This window comes from Pseudomonas sp. UTLPPB19802 (assembly GCF_059730225.1).
The window spans coordinates 2,616,985-2,638,725 of sequence record NZ_AP048545.1 but is presented as its reverse complement, the minus strand read 5'-3'; the positions used below and the strand labels follow the sequence as shown (position 1 = coordinate 2,638,725).

At 59.8% G+C, this 21,741-nt stretch carries 18 protein-coding genes; 2 read left to right on the top strand and 16 right to left on the bottom strand.

The window, feature by feature from the left end; translation table 11 throughout:
• Positions 1-24: 24 nt before the first annotated feature.
• From htpG to AC6I6U_RS11945, 3 genes are all read right to left on the bottom strand, one after another.
• Entirely contained in the window at positions 25-1,929 is a 1,905-nt protein-coding gene (gene htpG / locus AC6I6U_RS11955; RefSeq protein ID WP_497882141.1) for a molecular chaperone HtpG, read from the bottom strand.
• Positions 1,930-2,016: 87 nt separating this feature from the next.
• Positions 2,017-2,472 (bottom strand): PaaI family thioesterase, encoded by a 456-nt coding sequence (locus tag AC6I6U_RS11950; RefSeq protein ID WP_497882140.1) that lies wholly within the window; start codon positions 2,470-2,472, stop codon positions 2,017-2,019.
• The gene (locus tag AC6I6U_RS11945) at positions 2,469-2,945 is read right to left on the bottom strand and encodes a PaaI family thioesterase (RefSeq protein ID WP_497882139.1); all 477 of its coding nucleotides are present in this window, start codon (positions 2,943-2,945) and stop codon (positions 2,469-2,471) included. The genes AC6I6U_RS11950 and AC6I6U_RS11945 overlap by 4 nt, the downstream gene beginning before the upstream one ends.
• Before the next feature lie 163 nt (positions 2,946-3,108).
• On the opposite strand from AC6I6U_RS11945, the gene AC6I6U_RS11940 reads away from it, so the two are divergent.
• The gene (locus AC6I6U_RS11940) at positions 3,109-3,354 is read left to right on the top strand and encodes a hypothetical protein (protein WP_010449061.1); all 246 of its coding nucleotides are present in this window, start codon (positions 3,109-3,111) and stop codon (positions 3,352-3,354) included.
• 277 nt (positions 3,355-3,631) lie between these two features.
• Here the strand turns inward: AC6I6U_RS11940 and brnQ are convergent, their stop codons facing one another.
• The 10 genes from brnQ to sdhC form a co-directional block, all read right to left on the bottom strand.
• The gene (gene brnQ, locus AC6I6U_RS11935; RefSeq protein WP_497882138.1) at positions 3,632-4,945 is read right to left on the bottom strand and encodes a branched-chain amino acid transport system II carrier protein; all 1,314 of its coding nucleotides are present in this window, start codon (positions 4,943-4,945) and stop codon (positions 3,632-3,634) included.
• A gap of 313 nt (positions 4,946-5,258) precedes the next feature.
• A complete protein-coding gene (gene sucD / locus AC6I6U_RS11930; protein ID WP_017902724.1) occupies positions 5,259-6,143 on the bottom strand; it encodes a succinate--CoA ligase subunit alpha in 885 nt (294 codons plus the stop codon).
• On the bottom strand, positions 6,143-7,309 hold the full coding sequence (gene sucC / locus AC6I6U_RS11925) for an ADP-forming succinate--CoA ligase subunit beta (protein WP_010449065.1): 1,167 nt from the start codon (positions 7,307-7,309) through the stop codon (positions 6,143-6,145). Before sucC ends, sucD begins: the two co-directional genes overlap by 1 nt.
• Before the next feature lie 198 nt (positions 7,310-7,507).
• Positions 7,508-8,944 (bottom strand): dihydrolipoyl dehydrogenase, encoded by a 1,437-nt coding sequence (gene lpdA / locus AC6I6U_RS11920; protein WP_497882137.1) that lies wholly within the window; start codon positions 8,942-8,944, stop codon positions 7,508-7,510.
• Positions 8,945-9,056: 112 nt separating this feature from the next.
• Positions 9,057-10,298: a 2-oxoglutarate dehydrogenase complex dihydrolipoyllysine-residue succinyltransferase gene (gene odhB, locus AC6I6U_RS11915; RefSeq protein ID WP_497882136.1), complete on the bottom strand. Its 1,242-nt coding sequence runs from the start codon at positions 10,296-10,298 to the stop codon at positions 9,057-9,059.
• 41 nt (positions 10,299-10,339) lie between these two features.
• The gene (locus AC6I6U_RS11910; protein ID WP_497882135.1) at positions 10,340-13,171 is read right to left on the bottom strand and encodes a 2-oxoglutarate dehydrogenase E1 component; all 2,832 of its coding nucleotides are present in this window, start codon (positions 13,169-13,171) and stop codon (positions 10,340-10,342) included.
• A gap of 261 nt (positions 13,172-13,432) precedes the next feature.
• A complete protein-coding gene (locus AC6I6U_RS11905) occupies positions 13,433-14,137 on the bottom strand; it encodes a succinate dehydrogenase iron-sulfur subunit (protein ID WP_497882134.1) in 705 nt (234 codons plus the stop codon).
• Between the two features lie 11 nt (positions 14,138-14,148).
• Entirely contained in the window at positions 14,149-15,921 is a 1,773-nt protein-coding gene (sdhA, locus tag AC6I6U_RS11900; protein WP_497882133.1) for a succinate dehydrogenase flavoprotein subunit, read from the bottom strand.
• A 3-nt stretch (positions 15,922-15,924) separates the two neighbouring features.
• Positions 15,925-16,293 (bottom strand): succinate dehydrogenase, hydrophobic membrane anchor protein, encoded by a 369-nt coding sequence (sdhD, locus tag AC6I6U_RS11895; RefSeq protein WP_017902730.1) that lies wholly within the window; start codon positions 16,291-16,293, stop codon positions 15,925-15,927.
• The gene (gene sdhC / locus AC6I6U_RS11890) at positions 16,287-16,673 is read right to left on the bottom strand and encodes a succinate dehydrogenase, cytochrome b556 subunit (RefSeq protein ID WP_177057650.1); all 387 of its coding nucleotides are present in this window, start codon (positions 16,671-16,673) and stop codon (positions 16,287-16,289) included. Before sdhC ends, sdhD begins: the two co-directional genes overlap by 7 nt.
• Before the next feature lie 352 nt (positions 16,674-17,025).
• Between sdhC and gltA the strand changes: the two genes are divergently transcribed.
• The gene (gene gltA / locus AC6I6U_RS11885) at positions 17,026-18,315 is read left to right on the top strand and encodes a citrate synthase (protein ID WP_186682249.1); all 1,290 of its coding nucleotides are present in this window, start codon (positions 17,026-17,028) and stop codon (positions 18,313-18,315) included.
• A gap of 295 nt (positions 18,316-18,610) precedes the next feature.
• On the opposite strand, the gene AC6I6U_RS11880 is transcribed toward gltA, so the two are convergent.
• From AC6I6U_RS11880 to AC6I6U_RS11870, 3 genes are all read right to left on the bottom strand, one after another.
• The gene (locus AC6I6U_RS11880) at positions 18,611-20,269 is read right to left on the bottom strand and encodes a cation acetate symporter (protein ID WP_497882132.1); all 1,659 of its coding nucleotides are present in this window, start codon (positions 20,267-20,269) and stop codon (positions 18,611-18,613) included.
• Positions 20,266-20,577 carry a DUF485 domain-containing protein gene (locus tag AC6I6U_RS11875; protein WP_497882131.1) on the bottom strand — a complete coding sequence of 104 codons (312 nt, stop codon included), beginning with the start codon at positions 20,575-20,577 and terminating at the stop codon, positions 20,266-20,268. Before AC6I6U_RS11875 ends, AC6I6U_RS11880 begins: the two co-directional genes overlap by 4 nt.
• A gap of 214 nt (positions 20,578-20,791) precedes the next feature.
• Entirely contained in the window at positions 20,792-21,643 is an 852-nt protein-coding gene (locus AC6I6U_RS11870; RefSeq protein ID WP_497882130.1) for a glycine betaine ABC transporter substrate-binding protein, read from the bottom strand.
• Positions 21,644-21,741: the final 98 nt, after the last annotated feature.

The window sequence follows — 21,741 nt, the reverse complement described above, 5'->3', positions numbered from 1 at the left end:
GAAGCGGGTTTTCCTACAGCGTTATCAGGCCGACAACTCGACCAACAGCTTGTTCAGTCGGCGCACATAGGCTGCCGGGTCCTTCAAGCTGTCGCCGGCCGCCAGGGCCGCCTGGTCGAGCAGGATGTGCGACAGGTCGCCGAAGCGATCCTCGTCCGGCTCGGCATCAAGCTTCTCGATCAGCGGATGGCTCGGGTTGAATTCGAAGATCGGCTTGGAATCCGGAACCTTCTGCCCGCTGGCCTCGAGGATCTGGCGCATCTGCAGGCCCAGGTCCTGTTCACCGATCGCCAGGATCGCCGGCGAATCGGTCAGGCGATGGGACACCCGCACTTCGCTGACAGCTTCGCCCAGGGCGGTCTTGAGACGCTCCACCAGGCCTTCCTTGCTCTTGGCGACTTCCTCGGCAGCCTTCTTGTCCTCTTCCGAGTCCAGATTGCCCAGGTCCAGATCGCCACGGGCGACATCGACGAAGCTCTTGCCATCGAATTCGTTGAGGTAGCTCATCAGCCACTCGTCGATACGATCGGTCAGCAGCAGCACTTCGATGCCTTTCTTGCGGAAGACTTCCAGGTGCGGGCTGTTCTTGACCTGGGCGTAGGTTTCGCCGGTCAGGTAGTAGATCTTGTCCTGGCCTTCCTTGGCGCGAGCCAGGTACTCGGCCAGGGACACCACCTGCTCGCCTTCTTCGCCCTGGGTCGAGGCGAAACGCAGCAGGCCGGCGATTTTTTCCTTGTTGGCGAAGTCTTCCGCCGGGCCTTCCTTCAAGACCTGGCCGAAGTTCTTCCAGAAGCCCTTGTACTGCTCGGGATCGTTCTTCGCCAGTTTTTCCAGCATGTCGAGGACACGCTTGGTCAGCGCCGACTTCATCGAGTCAATGATCGGGTCTTTCTGCAGGATTTCCCGCGAAACGTTCAGGGACAGGTCGTTGGAGTCGACCACACCCTTGATGAAGCGCAGGTACAGCGGCAGGAAGGATTCGGCCTGGTCCATGACGAACACGCGCTGCACGTACAGTTTCAGGCCCTTCGGCGCTTCACGCTGGTACAGGTCGAACGGGGCGCGGGCCGGCACGTACAGCAGCGAGTTGTACTCCAGCTTGCCTTCGACCTTGTTGTGGCTCCAGCTCAGCGGGTTCTCGTAGTCGTGGGCGATGTGCTTGTAGAACTCCTGGTATTCCTCGTCCTTGACCTCGGTACGCGGACGGGTCCACAGCGCGCTGGCACGGTTGACGGTTTCCCATTCCTGCGCCGGCTGCTCCTCGCCTTCGGTGGCAGCGGCTTCCTTCGGCACTTCGATCGGCAAGGCGATATGGTCGGAGTACTTCTTGATGATGTTGCGCAGGCGCCAGCCGTCGGCGAACTCATCTTCACCGGATTTCAGGTGCAGGACGATGCGGGTACCGCGATCAGCCTTGTCGATGGTGGCGACTTCAAACTCGCCCTCGCCCTTCGACGACCAGTGCACGCCTTCGCTGGCGGCCAGGCCGGCACGACGGCTGAACACTTCAACCTGGTCGGCGACGATAAAGGCCGAGTAGAAGCCCACGCCGAACTGGCCGATCAGGTGCGAATCCTTCTTCTGGTCGCCCGAGAGATTCTTCATGAAATCGGCGGTGCCGGACTTGGCGATGGTCCCCAGGTGGGTGATCACATCGTCACGGCTCATGCCGATACCGTTGTCTTCGAGGGTGACGGTCTTGGCGTCCTTGTCGAAGCTCACACGGATTTTCAGCTCCGCGCCACCTTCCAGCAACTCGGGCTTGGACAGGGCTTCGAAACGCAGTTTGTCGACGGCGTCGGAGGCGTTGGAGATCAATTCGCGCAGAAAGATCTCCTTGTTCGAGTACAACGAATGGATCATGAGGTGCAGCAGTTGCTTCACCTCGGTCTGGAAGCCCAGGGTTTCCTTTTGAGTTTCCACACTCATGGTCATCAAACTCCAATTGGATGGCAGTGGCCGCCTTGCAAGGTTGGCGGCGGGTTGTCATCAAATTTGGGGGCTGTGTTGGGGATTTCAAGTGCCCGCTAACGCTTCCTCGATCTTGAAGTGGGCTCGGGCGGTGGCAATCGGTTCTGCCTCGGTACTTTGCCAGGCAGTCACGGCCACGTTCGCAATCCGCCGCCCCTGGCGGCAGACCTGGCATTTGGCATAGGTGTCGCGAAACTGCCCGGCCCGCAGATAGTCGACCGAGAAGTCGATGACCTTGGGCACCCCCGGCGAGCCGGTGAACACCAGCAGGTGCAGGGCTGCCGCCAGCTCCATGAAGCCGGCAATGACCCCGCCATGGATCGCCGGCAATAAAGGGTTACCAATATTGTCCTTGCTCGCCGGCAGGCGGAACAGCAACTCATCGCCCAGCCGCGAGCACTCGATGCCGATCAGCTTGGCGTAGGGAATGCGTTGCAGGAGCTGGCCGTAGTCACCCTGCCGATGAGCCTGCTGGAGTTCGTCCTTGAATGCCTGGCTCATGCTGCACCACCGCTGATCGAACTGCCAAAGCTGCGGCTGCCCTTGAGACCCTTGCCCATGCGCATGAAGGTCCCGACCACATGGGCGATGGGATTGGCTGGATCGTCCTGGTAGGCATGGCCACGGGCAAAGATGATGTCGCGGGTCACCCGATAGCATTCGGCGTAGCCGTGGACGTCCTTGCCCGGTTCGGCCGGGTGCATGTAGTCGATGCGCAGGTCGAGGGTTGGACAGACCTCGAACTCGGGCAGCACGCACAAGGTCGCCATGCCGCAGGCGGTATCCATCAGCGAACTCAGGACACCGCCATGGATCACACCGCTCTGCGGATCACCGACGATCTCGTCGCTGTAGGGCAGGACCAGGGTCAGCCCGCGTTCGTCGACACCGTGCAATCGCAACCCGAGTACCTGGCAATGCCTGAGGGCACTGAGAAAACGCGTGGCGCGCTCAAAAACGGCGGTTTGGCTCATGAATGACAATCCTCGTCGGGCTACCGGTAGCGACAAATTATGGACATTGAAAAAAGTTCCATCTCTCAAACACTTATATATCTTTGGAAATAAAGGAACTTAAGCCATGGGTGGGCGTTCAAAAGGCCAGTAGTCATTATTTCCACAAAGGAGCAACAACCCCATGCGTAAGACTTTAGCTATTGCCTTGATGCTGACCGCTTCCCTGGGTCTCGCTGCCTGCGATAAGAAATCCGAGGACAAAGCTCAAGACGCAAACCAACACGCCGAGCAAGCTCAGCAAAAAATGAACGAAGCTCAGGATAAGGTGAACGACGCCGCCAAGGAAAACGCCGAAGCTGCCAAAGCTCAGGCTGAATCGAACAAGGCTGCCGCCGAAGAAAGCGCCAAGGAAGCCACCGGCTCCTGAGTACGCCAAGTTTCTTCTTTCCAAAGAAGAACTCCTGCAAAAAGTAAAGCCCGCCGAGTGCGGGCTTTACTTTTTGCACAGATAAAATATGTGCTGTTTTTTCCAACTTCCAATAAGCACAAACATACTGCACAGGGCACTTAACTGATCGGCAGCCGTTACCTATATCCCCCCGATACCAACCTCCCCAAAAAACAAAAAGCCCCATGTCGCATCCGACACAGGGCTCCCCGTTCCATCCCGACCCTGCTCATGACAGGCGGACAAAAACCTCACATCAGGCCATTGCCTCGCTGGGCTTGCCCAACATCCGGTCGATGACAAACGCCACCACCAGCATCACCACGGAAGGCACCAACCAGGCCAACCCCTGCTCGCTAAGCGGCAAGTGGGACAGCTGCGAAGGCAACCAATCCGCCAGCCCAGCGCCCTTGAGCGCATCGATCATCCCGAACAGCAGAGAAACCAACATGACAGGCCCGACGATCCGCCCTTGCGAATGCCAGAACTCCTTGCAGAAGCTCAAGGCCACCAACGCAATGCAAGGCGGATAAATCGCCGTCAGCACTGGAATCGAGAACGCGATCAGCTTGGTCAGCCCAAGGTTCGACACCAGCAGCGAAAACGCTGCCAGGATGATTACCAGGGTCTTGTACGACAGCGGCAGGACACGGCTGAAGTACTCGGCACAGGCACAGGTCAGGCCGACCGCCGTCACCAGGCATGCCAGCGAAATCAGTACGGCAAGGAACCCGCTGCCCAGCGAACCGAAGGTATGCTGGACGTAGGCATGCAGTACTGCGGCACCGTTGGTAGCACCCACCGCGACTTCATGGCTGCCGGACCCCAGGCGGAACAGACTGACATACACCAGCGCCAGGCCAACGCCAGCGATCAACCCGGCGATGATCGCGTAGCGGGTGATCAACCGAGGCGACTCCACGCCGCGCGAACGGATGGCGTTGACGATGACGATACCGAACACCAGGGCACCCAGGGTATCCATGGTCAGGTAGCCATTGATGAAGCCCTGGGAGAACGGTGCCGCAACGTACTCGGGAGTGGCCGTGCCGATATCACCGGCCGGCAGCGCAAAGGCCGCGATGCCCAGTACCGCCAGTGCAATGATCTTCAGCGGCGCAAGGAAACGCCCGACAGTGTCCAGCAGGCGCCCCGGATACAGGGAAATGAAGAACACCAGCAGGAAGTACACCGAACTGTAGAGGAACAGCGCCAGCGGGCTTTCGCCGGTCAGCGGCGCCAGGCCCACTTCGAAAGACACGGTCGCGGTGCGTGGCGTGGCAAACAGCGGGCCAACCGCCAGGTAGCAGACTGCAGCCAGCAGGCCACCGGCGACCTTGCCGATCGGGCTGCTCAGGTCATCCATGGCGCCGCCGACCTTGGCCAGGGCCACGACGGTGATGACCGGCAGGCCGACTGCGGTGATCAGGAAGCCCAACGCCGCCATCCAGACGTGAGGCCCGGACTGCAAGCCGACGATAGGCGGGAAGATGATATTGCCGGCGCCGACGAACAGCGCAAACGTCATAAAGCCAAGTGCCAGGATGTCCTGGCCTTTCAACACTTTCATTTAAGGAAATACCACACTGCTGAATCGGAATTTAGAGGGGGATTTCCCTTAGGGTTAGGGAAATGCTGTCGACCCGTATGGGGTTGACCCGTTTAGCGCGCAGCCACCCTTTTGGGGCGCAAACGCAAAATGGCTGCCAGAGTACCGAATTTGCACAAAAAACGCACTGTTTGAGGGCGAGTTGTCCGATAAGCGACACCTGGCTGTCGCGATTTCATATGAAAGCGCAACCCCCCCCCCAGTGCCGATACGCCAGAAAGCACAAAGGCCACCCGAAGGTGGCCTTTGCCTGAAGCAGGAAGTCAGCCGAAGCTTACTTCTTCACTTCCCAACCGGTCAGCTCGGCCAGGGCCTTGCCGATGTCGGCCAGCGAACGCACGGTTTTCACACCAGCGTCTTGCAGGGCAGCGAACTTCTCGTCTGCTGTGCCTTTGCCGCCGGAGATGATTGCACCCGCATGGCCCATGCGCTTGCCCGGAGGAGCAGTCACACCAGCGATGTAGGAAACAACCGGCTTGGTCACGTTAGCCTTGATGTAGGCAGCCGCTTCTTCTTCAGCCGAACCGCCGATCTCGCCGATCATGACGATCGCTTCGGTCTTCGGGTCTTCCTGGAACAGCTTCAGGATGTCGATGAAGTTCGAACCAGGGATCGGGTCGCCACCGATACCAACGCAGGTCGACTGGCCGAAACCGGCGTCGGTGGTCTGCTTCACGGCTTCATAGGTCAGGGTGCCGGAACGGGAAACGATACCGACCTTGCCTGGCAAGTGGATGTGACCTGGCATGATGCCGATCTTGCACTCGCCCGGAGTGATGACGCCTGGGCAGTTAGGGCCGATCAGGGTAACACCCAGCTCGTCGCACTTGACCTTGGCATCCAGCATGTCCAGGGTAGGAATGCCTTCGGTGATGCAGACGATCAGCTTGATGCCGCCGAAGGCCGCTTCCAGGATCGAGTCCTTGCAGAAAGGAGCTGGAACGTAGATCACGCTGGCGGTGGCGCCAGTGGCAGCTACAGCGTCTTTCACGGTGTTGAACACTGGCAGACCCAGGTGCTCGGTGCCGCCTTTGCCCGGAGTTACGCCACCGACCATCTGGGTGCCGTATTCGATCGCTTGCTGGGTGTGAAAGCTACCCTGCGAACCGGTGATACCCTGGCAGATAACCTTGGTGTCTTTATTGATCAGGACGCTCATTATTTGCCCTCCGCAGCTTTGACAACTTGTTGAGCAGCGTCGGTCAGGCTGGTAGCAGCGATGATGTTCAGACCGCTTTCTGCCAGTACTTTAGCGCCCAGTTCAGCGTTGTTGCCTTCAAGGCGCACAACAACCGGGATTTTCACGCCGACTTCTTTCACGGCGCCGATGATGCCTTCGGCAATCATGTCGCAGCGAACGATGCCGCCGAAGATGTTGACCAGTACTGCAGCGACGTTGGTGTCGGACAGGATGATCTTGAACGCTTCGGTAACGCGTTCCTTGGTAGCACCACCGCCCACGTCGAGGAAGTTGGCTGGCTTGCCGCCGTGCAGGTTGACGATGTCCATGGTACCCATGGCCAGGCCGGCACCGTTGACCATGCAGCCGATGTTGCCTTCCAGCGCGACGTAGTTCAGTTCGAACTTGCCAGCGTGGGCTTCGCGCGGATCGTCCTGGGACGGATCGTGGAAGGTTTTCAGCTTAGGCTGACGGTACATGGCGTTGGCGTCGATGTTGATCTTGGCATCGAGGCAGTGCAGGTCGCCGTCGGCCTTGATCACCAGCGGGTTGACTTCCAGCAGGGCCAGGTCGTGGTCCTGGAACAGCTTGGCCAGACCTACGAAGATCTTGGCGAACTGGGCAACCTGCTTGCCTTCCAGACCCAGCTGGAATGCCAGCTCGCGACCCTGGAATGGCTGTGCGCCAACCAGTGGATCGATAGTGGCCTTGAGGATCTTCTCAGGGGTGTCGTGAGCGATTTTCTCGATGTCCACGCCACCTTCGGTGGAAGCCATGAACACGATGCGACGGCTCGAACGGTCAACGACAGCGCCCAGGTACAGCTCTTTAGCGATATCAGTGCACGATTCAACCAGGATCTTGGTGACCGGCTGACCATTGGCGTCAGTCTGATAGGTCACCAGACGCTTGCCCAGCCACTGCTGTGCGAAGGCTTTGGCGTCTTCTTTGCTGCGAACCAGCTTGACGCCGCCCGCTTTACCGCGACCACCGGCGTGGACCTGGGCTTTGACTACCCACTCGGAACCACCGATCTTGTCGCAAGCTTCTGCTGCTTCTTCCGGGGTGTCTACCGCGTAGCCTTTGGATACTGGCAGGCCGTATTCAGCGAACAGCTGCTTACCCTGATACTCGTGAAGATTCATGCTTTTTACCGTCTTCGTTAGGTACTGCGCGTTCGGTGCTGCTCTGATGACCAGGGCCGCACCACCTGTGACTGCTGCTTGCATCGCCTTCCGGTTGCCCGGTGCAACGACGCAAGACTGCGTCCAGCGGATGTTCCGCGGTGAGTCTTGCGCACAAGGCTCGCGACGGGCGATCCGCCGTGGTTTCTTATTATTCGCTTAGCGTTTTTTCTTGTTGGCAATGTGGATGGCACCGCCATTCACTGCCAACGCCGCTTCGTGCAACGCTTCGGACAGGGTCGGATGGGAGAAGACCATCATGCCCAGATCTTCGGCACTGGTACCGAATTCCATACCGATCGCACCTTGCTGTACCAGCTCGGCAGCGCTTGGGCCGATCACGTGGACGCCCAGTACGCGGTCGGTCTTGGCATCGGCGATGACCTTGACGAAACCGCCGGTATCGTTGGCTGCCATGGCACGGCCACTGGCGGCGAACGGGAAGGTGCCGACGTTAACTTCAACGCCTTCAGCTTTCAAGGCCTGTTCGGTTTTACCGACCCATGCAATTTCCGGATGGGTATAGATAACCGATGGGATCAGGTCGTAGTTCATCTGGGCCTTGTGGCCCTTGATGCGCTCGACAACCATGATGCCCTCTTCCGAGGCCTTGTGAGCCAGCATCATGCCGCGAACCACGTCACCGATGGCGTAAACGCCCGGTACGCTGGTGGCACAGTGATCATCAACGAAGATGAAGCCACGCTCGTCGATGGTCACGCCGCTATCGGCAGCCAGCAGGTCGGTGGTCACTGGACGACGGCCTACGGCCACGATCAGCTTGTCGAAGGTGATGGTCTGTTCGCCGTTGGCGTCGGTGTAGTTAACCAGGACTTCTTCGCCATTGACCTTCGAGCCGGTGACGCGAGCGCCCAGCTTGATGTCCAGGCCCTGTTTGGTCAGGGTTTTCAGCGCTTCCTTGGAAACGGCGGTATCGGCAGCCACCAGGAAGGTGTCCAGGGCTTCCAGGACAGTCACCTCGGCACCCAGGCGGGACCACACGGAACCCAGTTCCAGGCCGATCACGCCGGCACCGATCACGCCCAGGCGCTTCGGTACGCTCTGGAATTCCAGGGCGCCGGTCGAATCGACGATCACGTTCTGGTCAACTGGAGCAGGCGGGATGTCGATCGGACGCGAACCTGGAGCCAGGATCACGTTCTCGGCTTCGATCACCTGGACTACGCCATCGGGACCGGTCACTTCGACTTTCTTGCCGGCCAGCAGTTTGCCGTGGCCCTGGATCGAAGTGACGCCATTGGCCTTGAACAGGGTGGCAACACCGCTGGTCAGGTTCTTGACGATGTTGGCCTTGCGACCGACCATCGCCGCGACGTCGATTTTCACGTCGCTGGCGGTGATGCCGTGGACGCCGAATGCCTCCTGGGCTTCATGGTACTTCCAGGAACTGTCCAGCAGCGCCTTGGAGGGAATGCAGCCAACGTTCAGGCAAGTACCGCCGAGGGCCAGCTTGCCCTCTTTGTCCTGGTACTTCTCGATGCAGGCAGTCTTGAGGCCAAGTTGCGCAGCCTTGATGGCAGCCACATAGCCGCCAGGACCCGCACCGATCACTACCACGTCGAATTTCTGAGTCATGTGTCATTCCTTATCGAATCAAACCGGACGGTTCCTTTTGGGAACCGTCGTGGGATGGAGCTGATCATGCGTGCGCAGGCGGGATCGAACACCTTGCCCGCGCCGACGGCAATCAGATATCCAGCAGCAGACGAGCCGGGTCTTCCAGCAGGTTCTTGATGGTGACCAGGAAAGACACGGCTTCCTTGCCATCGATCAGACGGTGATCGTAGGACAGTGCCAGGTACATCATCGGCAGGATGACGACCTCACCCTTGACCGCCATCGGGCGCTCATTGATGTTGTGCATGCCCAGGATGGCCGCTTGTGGCGGGTTGACGATCGGCGTCGACAGCAGAGAACCGAATGTACCACCGTTGGTGATGGTGAAGGTGCCGCCGGTCATTTCGTCGATCGACAGTTTGCCGTCACGTGCCTTCTTGCCGAAGGTGGCGATGCCGTTTTCGATTTCGGCCAGGCTCATCAGCTCGGCGTTACGCAGTACCGGTACCACCAGACCACGGTCGCTGGAAACCGCCACGCCGACGTCGGAGTAGCCGTGGTAGACGATGTCGCCACCGTCGATCGAGGCGTTGACCGCCGGGAAGCGTTTCAGCGCTTCGGTGGCAGCCTTGACGAAGAACGACATGAAGCCCAGGCGTACGCCGTTGTGGGTCTTCTCGAACAGTTCCTTGTACTTCGAACGCAGGTCCATGATTGGCTTCATGTTCACTTCGTTGAAGGTGGTCAGCATCGCCATGTTCGACTGTGCTTCGACCAGGCGCTTGGCCACGGTGGCACGTACGCGAGTCATCGGTACGCGCTTCTCGGTGCGATCGCCGGCAGCGAACACAGGCGCGGCAGCGGCCGGGGCAGCAGCCTTGGCTGGAGCGGCGGCAGGTGCGGCTTTCTTCGCGGCAACGGCAGCGACCACGTCTTCCTTGGTCACGCGACCACCCTTGCCGGTACCGGCAACGGAAGCGATGTTGATGCCGTTCTCTTCAGCCAGCTTGCGGGCAGCCGGTGCAGCGATCGGATCGTCTTCGCCGTCGGCGGCGGCAGGCGCAGCGGCCTGGGCAGCAGGAGCAGCGGCGGCAGCTGGAGCGGCGGCGGCGGCTGGAGCGGCGGCGGCGGCGCCACCTTCCTCGATGGTGCCCAGTACCTGTGCGGACAGGACGGTATCGCCTTCGTTGGCGATGATGGCGCCCAGGACGCCGTCGGCCTCAGCCAGGACTTCCAGGACAACCTTGTCGGTTTCGATGTCGACGATCAGGTCGTCGCGCTTGACCGCTTCGCCCGGCTTCTTGTGCCAGGTGGCAACGGTGCCATCGGCAACCGATTCCGGAAATTGGGGGGCTTTGATCTCGATAGCCATTATCTGTGGTTCCTTAAATTCGGTTTCAGGTGCGCGAGGCGTTAAACAGTAAAGGCATCTTGCAACAGTTTTTCCTGCTGCTCAGCGTGCATCGAGGCATAACCACACGCCGGCGCAGCAGACGCGTCACGTCCGGCGTACTCGAGTACGAGGGACTTGTTGTGACCGCTGAGGATACGGCGGAAGTGATGCTGGCTGCTGTACCAGGCGCCCTGGTTCATCGGTTCTTCCTGGCACCAGACCGCATGCTTGAGGTTGGTGTACGGCGCCAGGATTTCGACCAGGTCGTCCTCGGGGAACGGATACAGCTGCTCGATACGCACGATGGCGATATCGTCACGCTCTTCGGCACGGCGTTTTTCCAGCAGGTCGTAGTAGACCTTGCCGCTGCACAGAACGACGCGCTCGACCTTTTTCGGGTCCAGGGTGTCGATTTCCGGGATAACGGTCTGGAACGAACCTTCCGCCAGATCTTCCAGCGTGGAGATGGCCAGCTTGTGACGCAGCAGCGACTTCGGTGTCAGCACGATCAGCGGCTTGCGCAGCGGACGGATGACCTGGCGACGCAGCAGGTGGTAGATCTGGGCCGGGGTGGTCGGCACGCAAACCTGGACGTTGTGCTCGGCGCACAGCTGCAGGTAGCGCTCCAGACGGGCCGAGGAGTGCTCCGGACCCTGCCCTTCATAACCGTGCGGCAGCAGCATGGTCAGACCGCACAGGCGACCCCACTTGTGCTCGCCACTGGTGATGAACTGGTCGATAACCACCTGGGCACCGTTGGCGAAGTCGCCGAACTGGGCTTCCCAGATAACCAGCGCGTTTGGCGTGGTGGTCGAGTAGCCGTATTCGAAGGCCAGTACCGCTTCTTCCGACAGGAAGGAGTCGTACAGGTCGAAACGCGGCTGCTGGTCGTACAGCTTCTGCAGAGGGATGTAGGTGGTTGCATCCTTCTGGTTGTGCAGGACGGCGTGACGGTGCGAGAACGTACCGCGACCGATGTCCTGGCCAGTCATGCGGATCGGGTGACCTTCGAACAGCAGGGTCGCGTACGCCATGGTTTCGGCGTAGCCCCAGTTGATCGGCAGGCCGCCGGCTTGCATCTTCTGGCGGTCTTCGTAGATTTTCGCGACCTGGCGCTGAACCACGAAGCCTTCTGGTGTTTCCAGCAGCTTGGCGGACAGTTCCTGCAGGGTCTTCAGGTCGAAGCGGGTGTCGTGACGCGCGGTCCAGGCGTGGCCCAGGTATGGACGCCAGTCGACGAACAGTTCCTTGTTCGGTTCCTTGACCAGGCTCTTCACCACGTGCAGGCCGTTGTCCAGGGCGTTGCGGTAATCGTCGACCTTGGACTGGACGCGTGCGTCGTCCAGCACCTTGGCCTGGACCAGACGCTCGGCGTACAGCTCGCGGGTGGTGCGCTGCTTGGTGATCTGCTGGTACATCAGCGGCTGGGTGCCGCTCGGCTCGTCGGCCTCGTTGTGGCCGCGACGGCGGTAGCAGACCAGGTCGATCACCACATCACGCTTGTACTGCATGCGGTAGTCGACGGCCAGCTGGGTCACGAACAGCACGGCTTCCGGATCATCACCATTCACATGGAGGATCGGTGCCTGGATCATCTTCGCAACGTCGGTGGCGTACTCGGTGGAACGCGAGTCCAGCGGGTTGCTGATGGTGAAACCCACCTGGTTGTTGATCACGATGTGGATCGTGCCGCCAGTCTTGAAGCCGCGGGTCTGCGACATCTGGAAGGTTTCCAGGACCACGCCCTGACCTGCGAACGCAGCGTCACCGTGGATGGAAATCGGCAGTACCTTGTCACCGCTGGCATCGTTGCGACGATCCTGGCGAGCGCGCACCGACCCTTCGACCACCGGGGAAACGATTTCCAGGTGGGACGGGTTGAATGCCATGGCCAGGTGGACTTCGCCGCCGGTGGTCATCACGTTGGACGAGAAGCCCTGGTGGTACTTCACGTCACCGGAGCCCAGCTCGACCTTCTTCTTGCCTTCGAACTCGTCGAACAGCTCGCGCGGGTTCTTGCCGAAGGTGTTGACCAGCACGTTCAGGCGGCCACGGTGGGCCATGCCGATGACGATTTCCTTGGCGCCGTAGGAACCGGAACGCTGGATCATCTCGTCCAGCATCGGAATCAGGCTCTCGCCACCTTCCAGACCGAAACGCTTGGTGCCCGGGTATTTGGTACCCAGGTACTTTTCCAGGCCTTCAGCGGCGGTGACGCGCTCGAGCAGGTGGCTCTTGATGTCCGGGGAGAACGCAGGACGGCCACGAACGCTTTCCAGACGCTGCTGGAACCACTGGCGCTGCTCGGAGTCGACGATGTGCGTGAACTCGGCGCCGATGGTGCGGCAATATGTCTGCTGCAAAGCTTCGTGAATTTCGCGTAGGCTCGCTTCCTCTTTGCCGATGAACAGGTCGCCGGCACGGAAGGTCGTATCAAGATCGGCATTGGTCAAGCCGTAATGATTGATCGACAGGTCAGCAGGTGCAGGACGCTGCCAGAGTCCCAGCGGATCGAGCTGGGATGCCTGGTGGCCACGCATCCGGAAGGCCTGGATCAATCGCAGCACTTCAACCTGCTTCTTCTCGTGCTCACTGCTCACGCTGCCGGCGGAAACCGGCTGGGCGCGGCGCTGGTTCTTCGCCAGCAACACGAAATGATCGCGGATCGTCGAGTGCGATACATCAGTGGCAGAGTTGCCGTCGGAAGGCAACGTCTGAAATTTGGTGCGCCATTCTTCTGGCACAGCGTTAGGGTCGTGCAGGTAGAGCTCATAAAGCTCTTCCACATAGGCTGCGTTACCACCTGAAAGATAGCCGCTTTCCCACATGCGCTGCATCACGCTTTCTTGCATGCTTGGTCACCCTCGGTTAGGGGACACCACCGGCGAATACACCAAGCACGCTTGAAGCAGTCGCAATACAGCGACCAAAACAAGCCACTCAGAATCACGCTGATAGTCCGGGTACCAGCCCGGATGCCCCTGCTGGTCTTCATTTCTTCAAAATAAGAGCGACAGCCTTGTAAGCCATTGCTCTGGTTAAACTGCGGCGCCGGTTGAAGCCTGCGCCGCAGCCTCTACGGGTGTTGCGGTCCTACGGTTACAACAGCTGAGTCACACGCCGCTCTGCAGCAGCATGTTACGGATGTGACCAATGGCCTTAGTCGGGTTCAGGCCCTTGGGACATACGTTGACGCAGTTCATGATGCCGCGGCAGCGGAATACGCTGAACGGATCATCGAGCGAAGCCAGGCGCTCGGAAGTCTTGGTGTCGCGGCTGTCTGCCAGGAAGCGATAGGCTTGCAGCAGGGCAGCCGGGCCCAGGAACTTGTCCGGGTTCCACCAGAAGGACGGGCAGGACGTCGAGCAGCAAGCGCACAGGATGCACTCGTACAGGCCGTCGAGCTTCTCGCGATCTTCCGGCGACTGCAGGCGCTCGATGGCCGGAGCCGGCGTGTCGTTCTGCAGGAATGGCTTCACCTTCTCGTATTGCTTGTAGAAGATGCTCATATCGACGACCAGGTCACGGATAACCGGCAAACCTGGCAGCGGGCGAACGATCAGCTTGTTACCCTTGACCACGGCGGACAGCGGCGTGATGCACGCCAAGCCGTTCTTGCCGTTGATGTTCATGCCATCGGAGCCGCAAACGCCTTCACGGCAGGAACGACGATAGGAGAAACCCTCGTCCTGTTCCTTGATCAGCGCCAGCACATCCAGAACCATCAGGTCCTTGCCACCGGTATCGACCTGGAACACCTGGGTTTTAGGTGCCGAATCGGTGTCGGGGTTGTAACGATAAACTTCGACTTGCAACATAGCGGCCACCCTTAATAAGTCCGGACTTTAGGTTCGAAAGTCGGAACAGTCTTCGGCGAGAAGTTCACGGCACGTTTCGCAACGCGTTTCTCACCCGGGAAGTACAGGGTGTGGCACAGCCAGTTTTCGTCGTCGCGGTCTTCGAAGTCTTCACGGGCGTGGGCGCCGCGGGACTCTTTACGCACTTCTGCAGCGATGGCGGTGGCTTCGGCCACTTCCAGCAGGTTCTGCAGTTCCAGGGCTTCGATACGTGCGGTGTTGAATGCCTGGGACTTGTCGTTGATCTTGACGTTGGCGATACGCTCGCGCAGTTGAGCCAACTGGGCGATACCCTTCTGCATGTATTCGCCGGTACGGAATACACCGAAGTAGTTCTGCATGCAGCTTTGCAGCTCGCGACGCAGGGTAGCCACGTCTTCGCCATCGCTACGCTCGTTCAGCGCGGACAGGCGAGCCAGGGCGGCCTCGATGTCGGCGTCGGTAGCGTCATCGTATTCGATGCCGTCGGTCAGGGCTTTTTCCAGGTGCAGGCCGGCAGCACGGCCGAATACCACCAGGTCGAGCAGCGAGTTGCCGCCCAGGCGGTTGGCGCCGTGAACCGATACGCAAGCCACTTCACCCACTGCGAAGAGGCCAGGGATGATGGCGTCTTCGCCGTCGGCGTTCTGGGTGATGGCCTGGCCATGAATGTTGGTGGCAACGCCGCCCATCATGTAATGGCAGGTTGGCACGACCGGAACCGGAGCAACGACCGGGTCGACGTGGGCGAAGGTCTTGGACAGCTCGCAGATGCCTGGCAGACGGCTGTGCAACACTTCCTCGCCGAGGTGGTCGAGCTTGAGCATCACGTGGTCGCCGTTCGGGCCGCAACCGTTGCCGGCGATGATTTCCTTCACCATCGAGCGGGCAACCACGTCACGACCAGCCAGGTCCTTCGCGTTCGGAGCATAACGCTCCATGAAACGCTCGCCGTGCTTGTTGATCAGGTAGCCACCTTCACCGCGGCAACCCTCGGTTACCAGTACACCGGCGCCGGCGATGCCGGTCGGGTGGAACTGCCACATCTCGATGTCTTGTACCGGTACGCCAGCACGCAGGGCCATGCCGACGCCGTCACCGGTGTTGATCAGGGCGTTGGTGGTGGAAGCGTAGATACGACCGGCACCGCCGGTGGCCAGCACGGTGGCCTTGGAACGGATGTAGCTGGTTTCGCCGGTTTCGATGCAGATGGCGATCACACCGACGAACGCGCCGTCCTGGTTCTTCACCAGGTCAACGGCGTAGTACTCGTTCAGGAAGGTGGTGCCGGCTTTCAGGTTACCCTGGTACAGGGTGTGCAGCAGGGCGTGACCGGTACGGTCGGAAGCCGCGCAGGTACGTGCCGCCTGGCCGCCCTTGCCGAAGTCCTTGGACTGGCCGCCGAACGGACGCTGGTAGATACGGCCGGATTCGGTACGGGAGAACGGCAGGCCCATGTGGTCCAGCTCGAACACCGCTGCCGGACCTTCCTGACACATGTACTCGATAGCGTCCTGGTCACCGATGTAGTCGGAACCCTTGACGGTATCGTACATGTGCCAGCGCCAGTCGTCGTTCGGGTCGGCCGAAGCGATTGCGCAGGTGATGCCACCCTGGGCGGATACAGTGTGCGAACGGGTCGGGAACACCTTGGTGATCACGGCCGTCTTGTGACCGCCTTGCGCCAACTGCAGTGCGGCACGCATGCCTGCGCCGCCGCCGCCGATGATGATGGCGTCGAAAGAAATCGTTGGAATGTTAGCCATGAATCAGATACCCCAGAGAATCTGCACACCCCAGACGAAGTACGCGAACATTGCAACGCCGCATACCACCTGGAAAAGGAAACGCACTACAGTCGCGGACTTGCCGAACGCCATCGGCGTCAGGTAGTCGGTCGCGATGGTCCACATGCCGACCCAGGCGTGAGCGCCCAGGGCCACCAGGGCCAGCAGACTGAAGATGCGCATCCAGCCGTGAGAGAACAGCTCGTGCCATTGACCGTAGCCAAGGCCTGGGTTCGCGATGATGTATCCGATCAGGAACAGGAAGTATGCCGCGAGAACAACCGCCGACACGCGCTGCGCCATCCAGTCATAGAGGCCCGAACGCGAGAGGTTCGTGACGTTAGTTACCATATCCAAACTCCTGCCAGAACGATTACCACCACGGAAACGGCGATAACGATTTTCGAGCCCAGCTTGCCGCCTTCCAGCGTCTCACCGATGCCCATGTCCATGATCAGATGGCGCACACCGGCGACCAGGTGATACAGCAAGGCGGACAGGATGCCCCAAATCACTAGCTTGGCTAGCGGACTGGTCAGACACGCTTTCACCTGACCGAAGCCTTCCTCGGAGCTCAGCGACTTGTCCAATGCATAGAGCATGATGGCCAGGCTGACAAAGAGGATGACACCGGAAATACGGTGAAGAATGGACGTGTAAGCAGTGACTGGGAGTTTGATGGTCCTTAGGTCTAGGTTTACAGGTCGTTGGCTTTTCACGGCTTTTTTCACACTGAAGAGCCCCTAACAATCAGGGCAAAGTTGTTGGGCAAGTGCACTGGTCAGGTACCCACCACCCAGGGAGTGACGACCCCCAATAAATCGGGCCCAAAAGCCCATGGCGGTCGGACGCCGAGTATAGACAGTTAGGCTACTAATGACAACGCAAAGGACTACCTCCAATGGTGCATTGCGCTAACCGGATAAAAGGCGTAAATAGCCGTCAATTTCGAGGAAAAATGCTGCTCAAAGCCTTCTGGCGTACGACTTTTGGCAAATTGACTTTCGAATTTATCTCACTATAGTGGTGCGGGCCCTGCGTGGGGGGCCTGTCAGATGATTTCAAGCATAAATAGGAGGCCACATGGCTGACAAAAAAGCGCAGTTGATCATCGAGGGCGCAGCCCCCGTCGAGCTGCCCATTTTAACCGGCACCGTTGGTCCCGATGTAATCGACGTGCGGGGCCTGACGGCCACGGGCCGGTTCACATTCGACCCTGGCTTCATGTCGACCGCGTCCTGCGAATCGAAAATCACCTATATCGACGGTGATAACGGCATTTTGTTGCATCGTGGCTACCCGATCGAGCAACTGGCCGAGAAATCCGACTACCTCGAAACCTGCTACCTGCTGCTCAACGGCGAACTGCCGACCGCAGAGCAGAAAGCCAAGTTCGTCAGCAACGTGAAGAACCACACCATGGTTCACGAACAGCTGAAGAGCTTCTTCAACGGCTTCCGCCGCGACGCCCACCCGATGGCCGTCATGTGCGGCGTGGTTGGCGCCCTGTCGGCCTTCTACCACGACTCCCTGGACATCAATAACCCCCAGCACCGCGAAATATCGGCGGTCCGCCTGGTGGCCAAGATGCCAACCCTGGCAGCGATGGTTTACAAGTACTCCATGGGCCAGCCCATGATGTACCCGCGCAACGACCTGTCGTACGCGGAAAACTTCCTGCACATGATGTTCAACACCCCGTGCGAGATCAAACCGATCAGCCCGGTACTCGCCAAGGCCATGGACCGGATTTTCATCCTCCATGCCGACCACGAGCAGAACGCCTCCACCTCCACCGTGCGCCTGGCCGGCTCCTCGGGTGCCAACCCGTTCGCCTGTATCGCCGCCGGTATCGCCGCACTGTGGGGCCCTGCCCACGGCGGTGCGAACGAAGCGGTACTGACCATGCTCGATGAAATCGGCGATGTCTCGAACATCGACAAGTTCATCGCCAAGGCCAAGGATAAGAACGATCCGTTCAAGCTGATGGGCTTCGGGCACCGCGTCTACAAGAACCGCGACCCACGCGCCACCGTGATGAAGCAGACCTGCGACGAAGTGTTGAAGGAACTGGGCATCAAGAACGATCCGCAGCTGGAACTGGCCATGCGCCTGGAAGAGATCGCCCTGACCGATCCGTACTTCATCGAGCGCTCGCTGTACCCGAACGTCGACTTCTACTCGGGGATCATCCTCAAGGCGATCGGCATTCCAACCAGCATGTTCACCGTGATCTTCGCCCTGGCACGGACCGTCGGCTGGATCTCCCACTGGAAGGAAATGCTCTCCAGCCCGTACAAGATCGGCCGTCCACGCCAGCTGTACACCGGCTACGAGTCGCGTGACATCACCAAGCTGGAAGACCGCAAGTAAGATTTGCCTTGCGTAACACCTTTGCCGCACCGGAAACGGCCTCTACCCAGAGGCCGTTTTCATTTGTGTCATCGTGATCGGCGTTGCCTGGACTGGCGTATTCGCGGGCAAGCCCTGCCCCCTACAAGGTTCGTGTCGATCCGAGTATCCATGGACGACTGAAACCTGTAGGAGCAGGGCTTGCCCGCGAATGCGCCCTCCCGGCGGCCCCTCTCCAATAAAATAAAAATGCCCCGGTCTCTCGACCAGGGCATCGGCTTGCTCACTGCTTATATATAGAAGCCTATACAACCTCTCAGTGGGAAACCGCCCCACTCGCCCCGAGGCCCGTCTGCGAACGCACGAACTGCGGGAAGAACAGCGCCCGCTCATTTTCAGCCGCAGTCGACTTGTCGGTGATGGAGAAGAACCAGATACCGATGAAAGCAATGATCATCGAGAACAGCGCCGGGTACTCGTAGGGGAAAATGGCCTTTTCATGGTGCAGGATCTGCACCCAGATGGTTGGGCCAAGAACCATCAACCCGACCGCACTGATCAGCCCCATCCAGCCGCCAATCATCGCCCCGCGGGTGGTCAGCTTCTTCCAGTACATCGAGAGCAGCAGTACCGGGAAGTTGCAGCTGGCGGCAATGGAGAACGCCAGGCCGACCATGAACGCGATGTTCTGGTTCTCGAACAGGATGCCCAGGCCGATTGCCAGCACGCCAAGCGCGACAGTGGTGATCTTCGAGACGCGGATCTCGTCCTTCTCGTTCGCCTTGCCCTTGCGGATCACGCTGGCATACAGGTCATGGGATACCGCCGACGCACCGGCCAGGGTCAGGCCAGCCACCACCGCGAGAATCGTCGCGAAGGCCACCGCCGAGATGAAGCCGAGGAACACGCTACCACCCACGGCATTGGCGAGGTGTACCGCCGCCATGTTGTTACCGCCCAACAGCGCACCTGCTGCATCCTTGAAGGCCGGGTTGGTGCTGACCAGCAGGATCGCGCCAAAACCGATGATGAAGGTCAGGATGTAGAAGTAGCCGATGAAGCCAGTCGCGTACAGCACGCTCTTGCGCGCTTCCTTGGCGTCACTGACGGTGAAGAAGCGCATCAGGATGTGTGGCAGGCCAGCGGTACCGAACATCAGTGCCAGGCCGAGGGAGAACGCCGAGATCGGGTCTTTCACCAGACCGCCGGGGCTCATGATCGCCTCACCCTTGGGGTGAACCTTGACCGCCTCGGAGAACAGCATGTTGAAGTCGAAGTTGACGTGCTTCATCACCATCAGCGCCATGAACGAAGCGCCCGACAGCAGCAGCACGGCCTTGATGATCTGCACCCAGGTGGTCGCCAGCATGCCGCCGAACAGCACGTACAGGCACATCAGGATACCCACCAGGATCACCGCCACATGGTAGTCCAGGCCGAACAGCAGCTGGATCAGCTTGCCGGCACCGACCATCTGCGCGATCAGATAGAACGCCACCACCACCAGCGAACCGCAGGCCGACAGCGAGCGGATCTGGGTTTGCCCGAGGCGATAGGACGCCACGTCGGCAAAGGTGTACTTGCCCAGGTTGCGCAGGCGCTCGGCGATCAGGAACAGGATGATCGGCCAGCCCACCAGAAAACCGATGGAGTAGATCAGGCCATCGTAGCCGGAAGTGAACACCAGCGCGGAAATCCCCAGGAACGAGGCCGCCGACATGTAGTCACCGGCAATCGCCAGGCCGTTCTGGAAGCCGGTGATCTTGCCGCCTGCCGCGTAGTAGTCGGCTGCCGACTTGTTGCGCTTGGACGCCCAGTAGGTGATGCACAGGGTCGCCCCGACGAACACCACGAACATCACGATCGCCGCGACATTGAGGGGTTGCTTGTGTACTTCACCGGTCAGCGCGTCGGCTGCCCAGAGAGTGGGGGCAAAGGCCATGATGCCCAGGGCCGCAAATAGACGCCGGATCATTGCTGGGCCTCCTTGAGGATTTCATTGTTCAGGTCGTCGAATTCGCCGTTGGCGCGACGCACGTAGATAGCGGTCAGGATGAAGGCCGAGACAATCAGGCCGACGCCCAGGGGTATGCCCCAGGTGATCGACGACGTCGGGCTGAGCTTGGCGCCCAGTACCTGTGGTCCATACGCAATCAGAAGAATGAAAGCCGAATACAAGCCAAGCATGATCGCCGAGAGAATCCAGGCGAATCGTTCCCGCTTCCTGACCAGCTCCTTGAAACGCGGACTGTTCTGGATCGAGAGGTAAATGCTGTCGTTCATTGTTTTTATCCTCGCAGCACAGATGAGATGAAACATTTTTCACTTTAGGCGGGTCTGCAACCGAAACCAGACGACCTTAGTATTAGAACGACACTAGTCCAGTTTCATCATCCCAGCCCGTGCGCAGGCCAACGTTCAACGAGCAGAAACACGAAGGCCGCCGGACGATAACGCCGGGCGGCCTCGGGTAGTGCAGGCTAGAGCCTTCGGGAAATTATTGGGTCCACTCGCTGACGCGATCGGCGTGCTTGGCCACCCAGTCCTTGGCCGCCACTTCAGGCTTGGCACCGTCCTGGATCGCCAGCATGACTTCGCCGATTTCGTCCTTGGACGCCCATTGGAATTTCTTCAGGAACGCCGCCACTTCCGGCGCCTTCTTGTCCAGTTCCTTGCTGCCGATGCTGTTGACGGTCTCGGCCGCGCCGTACACGCCCTTGGAGTCTTCGAGGAAACGCAGCTTCCACTTGGCGAACATCCAGTGCGGCACCCAGCCAGTGACGGCGATCGACTCTTTCTTCTCTTCGGCACGGGTCAACTCGGCGATCATTGCCGCGCCCGAACTAGCCTGCAGTTTGTAGCCGTCGAGACCATAGTCCTTGATGGCCTGCTCGGTCTTGATCATCACGCCCGAGCCTGCATCAATACCGACGATCTTTTTCTTGAAGCTGTCATCGGTCTTGAGGTCGGCGATCGACTGGGCCTTGACGTACTCCGGCACGATCAGGCCAATCTTGGCATCCTTGAAGTTGGGGCCGTAGTCGACCACCTTGTCCTTGTTCTTGGCCCAGTACTCGCCATGGGTCACCGGCAGCCAGGCGGACAACATGGCATCGAGCTTGCCGGTGGCAACCCCCTGCCACATGATCCCGGTGGCCACGGCCTGCAACTTCACGTCATACCCCAGCTTCTGCCTGATCACCTCGGCGGCCACGTTGGTGGTGGCCACGCTATCGGACCAGCCATCGACATAGCCGATGGTCACGGTCTTGGTTTCGGCACTGGCCAGGCTGGAACTGATGGCAAGCACCAGAGCGGCACCTGCGCCTAAGAGTCGTCGCATCTTCATCGTTACTTCCCCGAAAGTGCTGCGCCCGACGGATGCCGGACGGCCTCAACGTATAGTTATGGTGCACGGCGCCCCCTTCACGCCTCACGGCCAAACCC

Excerpts from the sequence above, each read along its gene's own strand:
- htpG (WP_497882141.1), bottom strand. The coding sequence starts at position 1,929 with ATGAGTGTGGAAACTCAAAAGGAAACCCTGGGCTTCCAGACCGAGGTG.
- AC6I6U_RS11950 (WP_497882140.1), bottom strand. The coding sequence starts at position 2,472 with ATGAGCCAGGCATTCAAGGACGAACTCCAGCAGGCTCATCGGCAGGGT.
- AC6I6U_RS11945 (WP_497882139.1), bottom strand. The coding sequence starts at position 2,945 with ATGAGCCAAACCGCCGTTTTTGAGCGCGCCACGCGTTTTCTCAGTGCC.
- AC6I6U_RS11940 (WP_010449061.1), top strand. The coding sequence starts at position 3,109 with ATGCGTAAGACTTTAGCTATTGCCTTGATGCTGACCGCTTCCCTGGGT.
- brnQ (WP_497882138.1), bottom strand. The coding sequence starts at position 4,945 with ATGAAAGTGTTGAAAGGCCAGGACATCCTGGCACTTGGCTTTATGACG.
- sucD (WP_017902724.1), bottom strand. The coding sequence starts at position 6,143 with ATGAGCGTCCTGATCAATAAAGACACCAAGGTTATCTGCCAGGGTATC.
- sucC (WP_010449065.1), bottom strand. The coding sequence starts at position 7,309 with ATGAATCTTCACGAGTATCAGGGTAAGCAGCTGTTCGCTGAATACGGC.
- lpdA (WP_497882137.1), bottom strand. The coding sequence starts at position 8,944 with ATGACTCAGAAATTCGACGTGGTAGTGATCGGTGCGGGTCCTGGCGGC.
- odhB (WP_497882136.1), bottom strand. The coding sequence starts at position 10,298 with ATGGCTATCGAGATCAAAGCCCCCCAATTTCCGGAATCGGTTGCCGAT.
- AC6I6U_RS11910 (WP_497882135.1), bottom strand. The coding sequence starts at position 13,171 with ATGCAAGAAAGCGTGATGCAGCGCATGTGGGAAAGCGGCTATCTTTCA.
- AC6I6U_RS11905 (WP_497882134.1), bottom strand. The coding sequence starts at position 14,137 with ATGTTGCAAGTCGAAGTTTATCGTTACAACCCCGACACCGATTCGGCA.
- sdhA (WP_497882133.1), bottom strand. The coding sequence starts at position 15,921 with ATGGCTAACATTCCAACGATTTCTTTCGACGCCATCATCATCGGCGGC.
- sdhD (WP_017902730.1), bottom strand. The coding sequence starts at position 16,293 with ATGGTAACTAACGTCACGAACCTCTCGCGTTCGGGCCTCTATGACTGG.
- gltA (WP_186682249.1), top strand. The coding sequence starts at position 17,026 with ATGGCTGACAAAAAAGCGCAGTTGATCATCGAGGGCGCAGCCCCCGTC.
- AC6I6U_RS11880 (WP_497882132.1), bottom strand. The coding sequence starts at position 20,269 with ATGATCCGGCGTCTATTTGCGGCCCTGGGCATCATGGCCTTTGCCCCC.
- AC6I6U_RS11875 (WP_497882131.1), bottom strand. The coding sequence starts at position 20,577 with ATGAACGACAGCATTTACCTCTCGATCCAGAACAGTCCGCGTTTCAAG.
- AC6I6U_RS11870 (WP_497882130.1), bottom strand. The coding sequence starts at position 21,643 with ATGAAGATGCGACGACTCTTAGGCGCAGGTGCCGCTCTGGTGCTTGCC.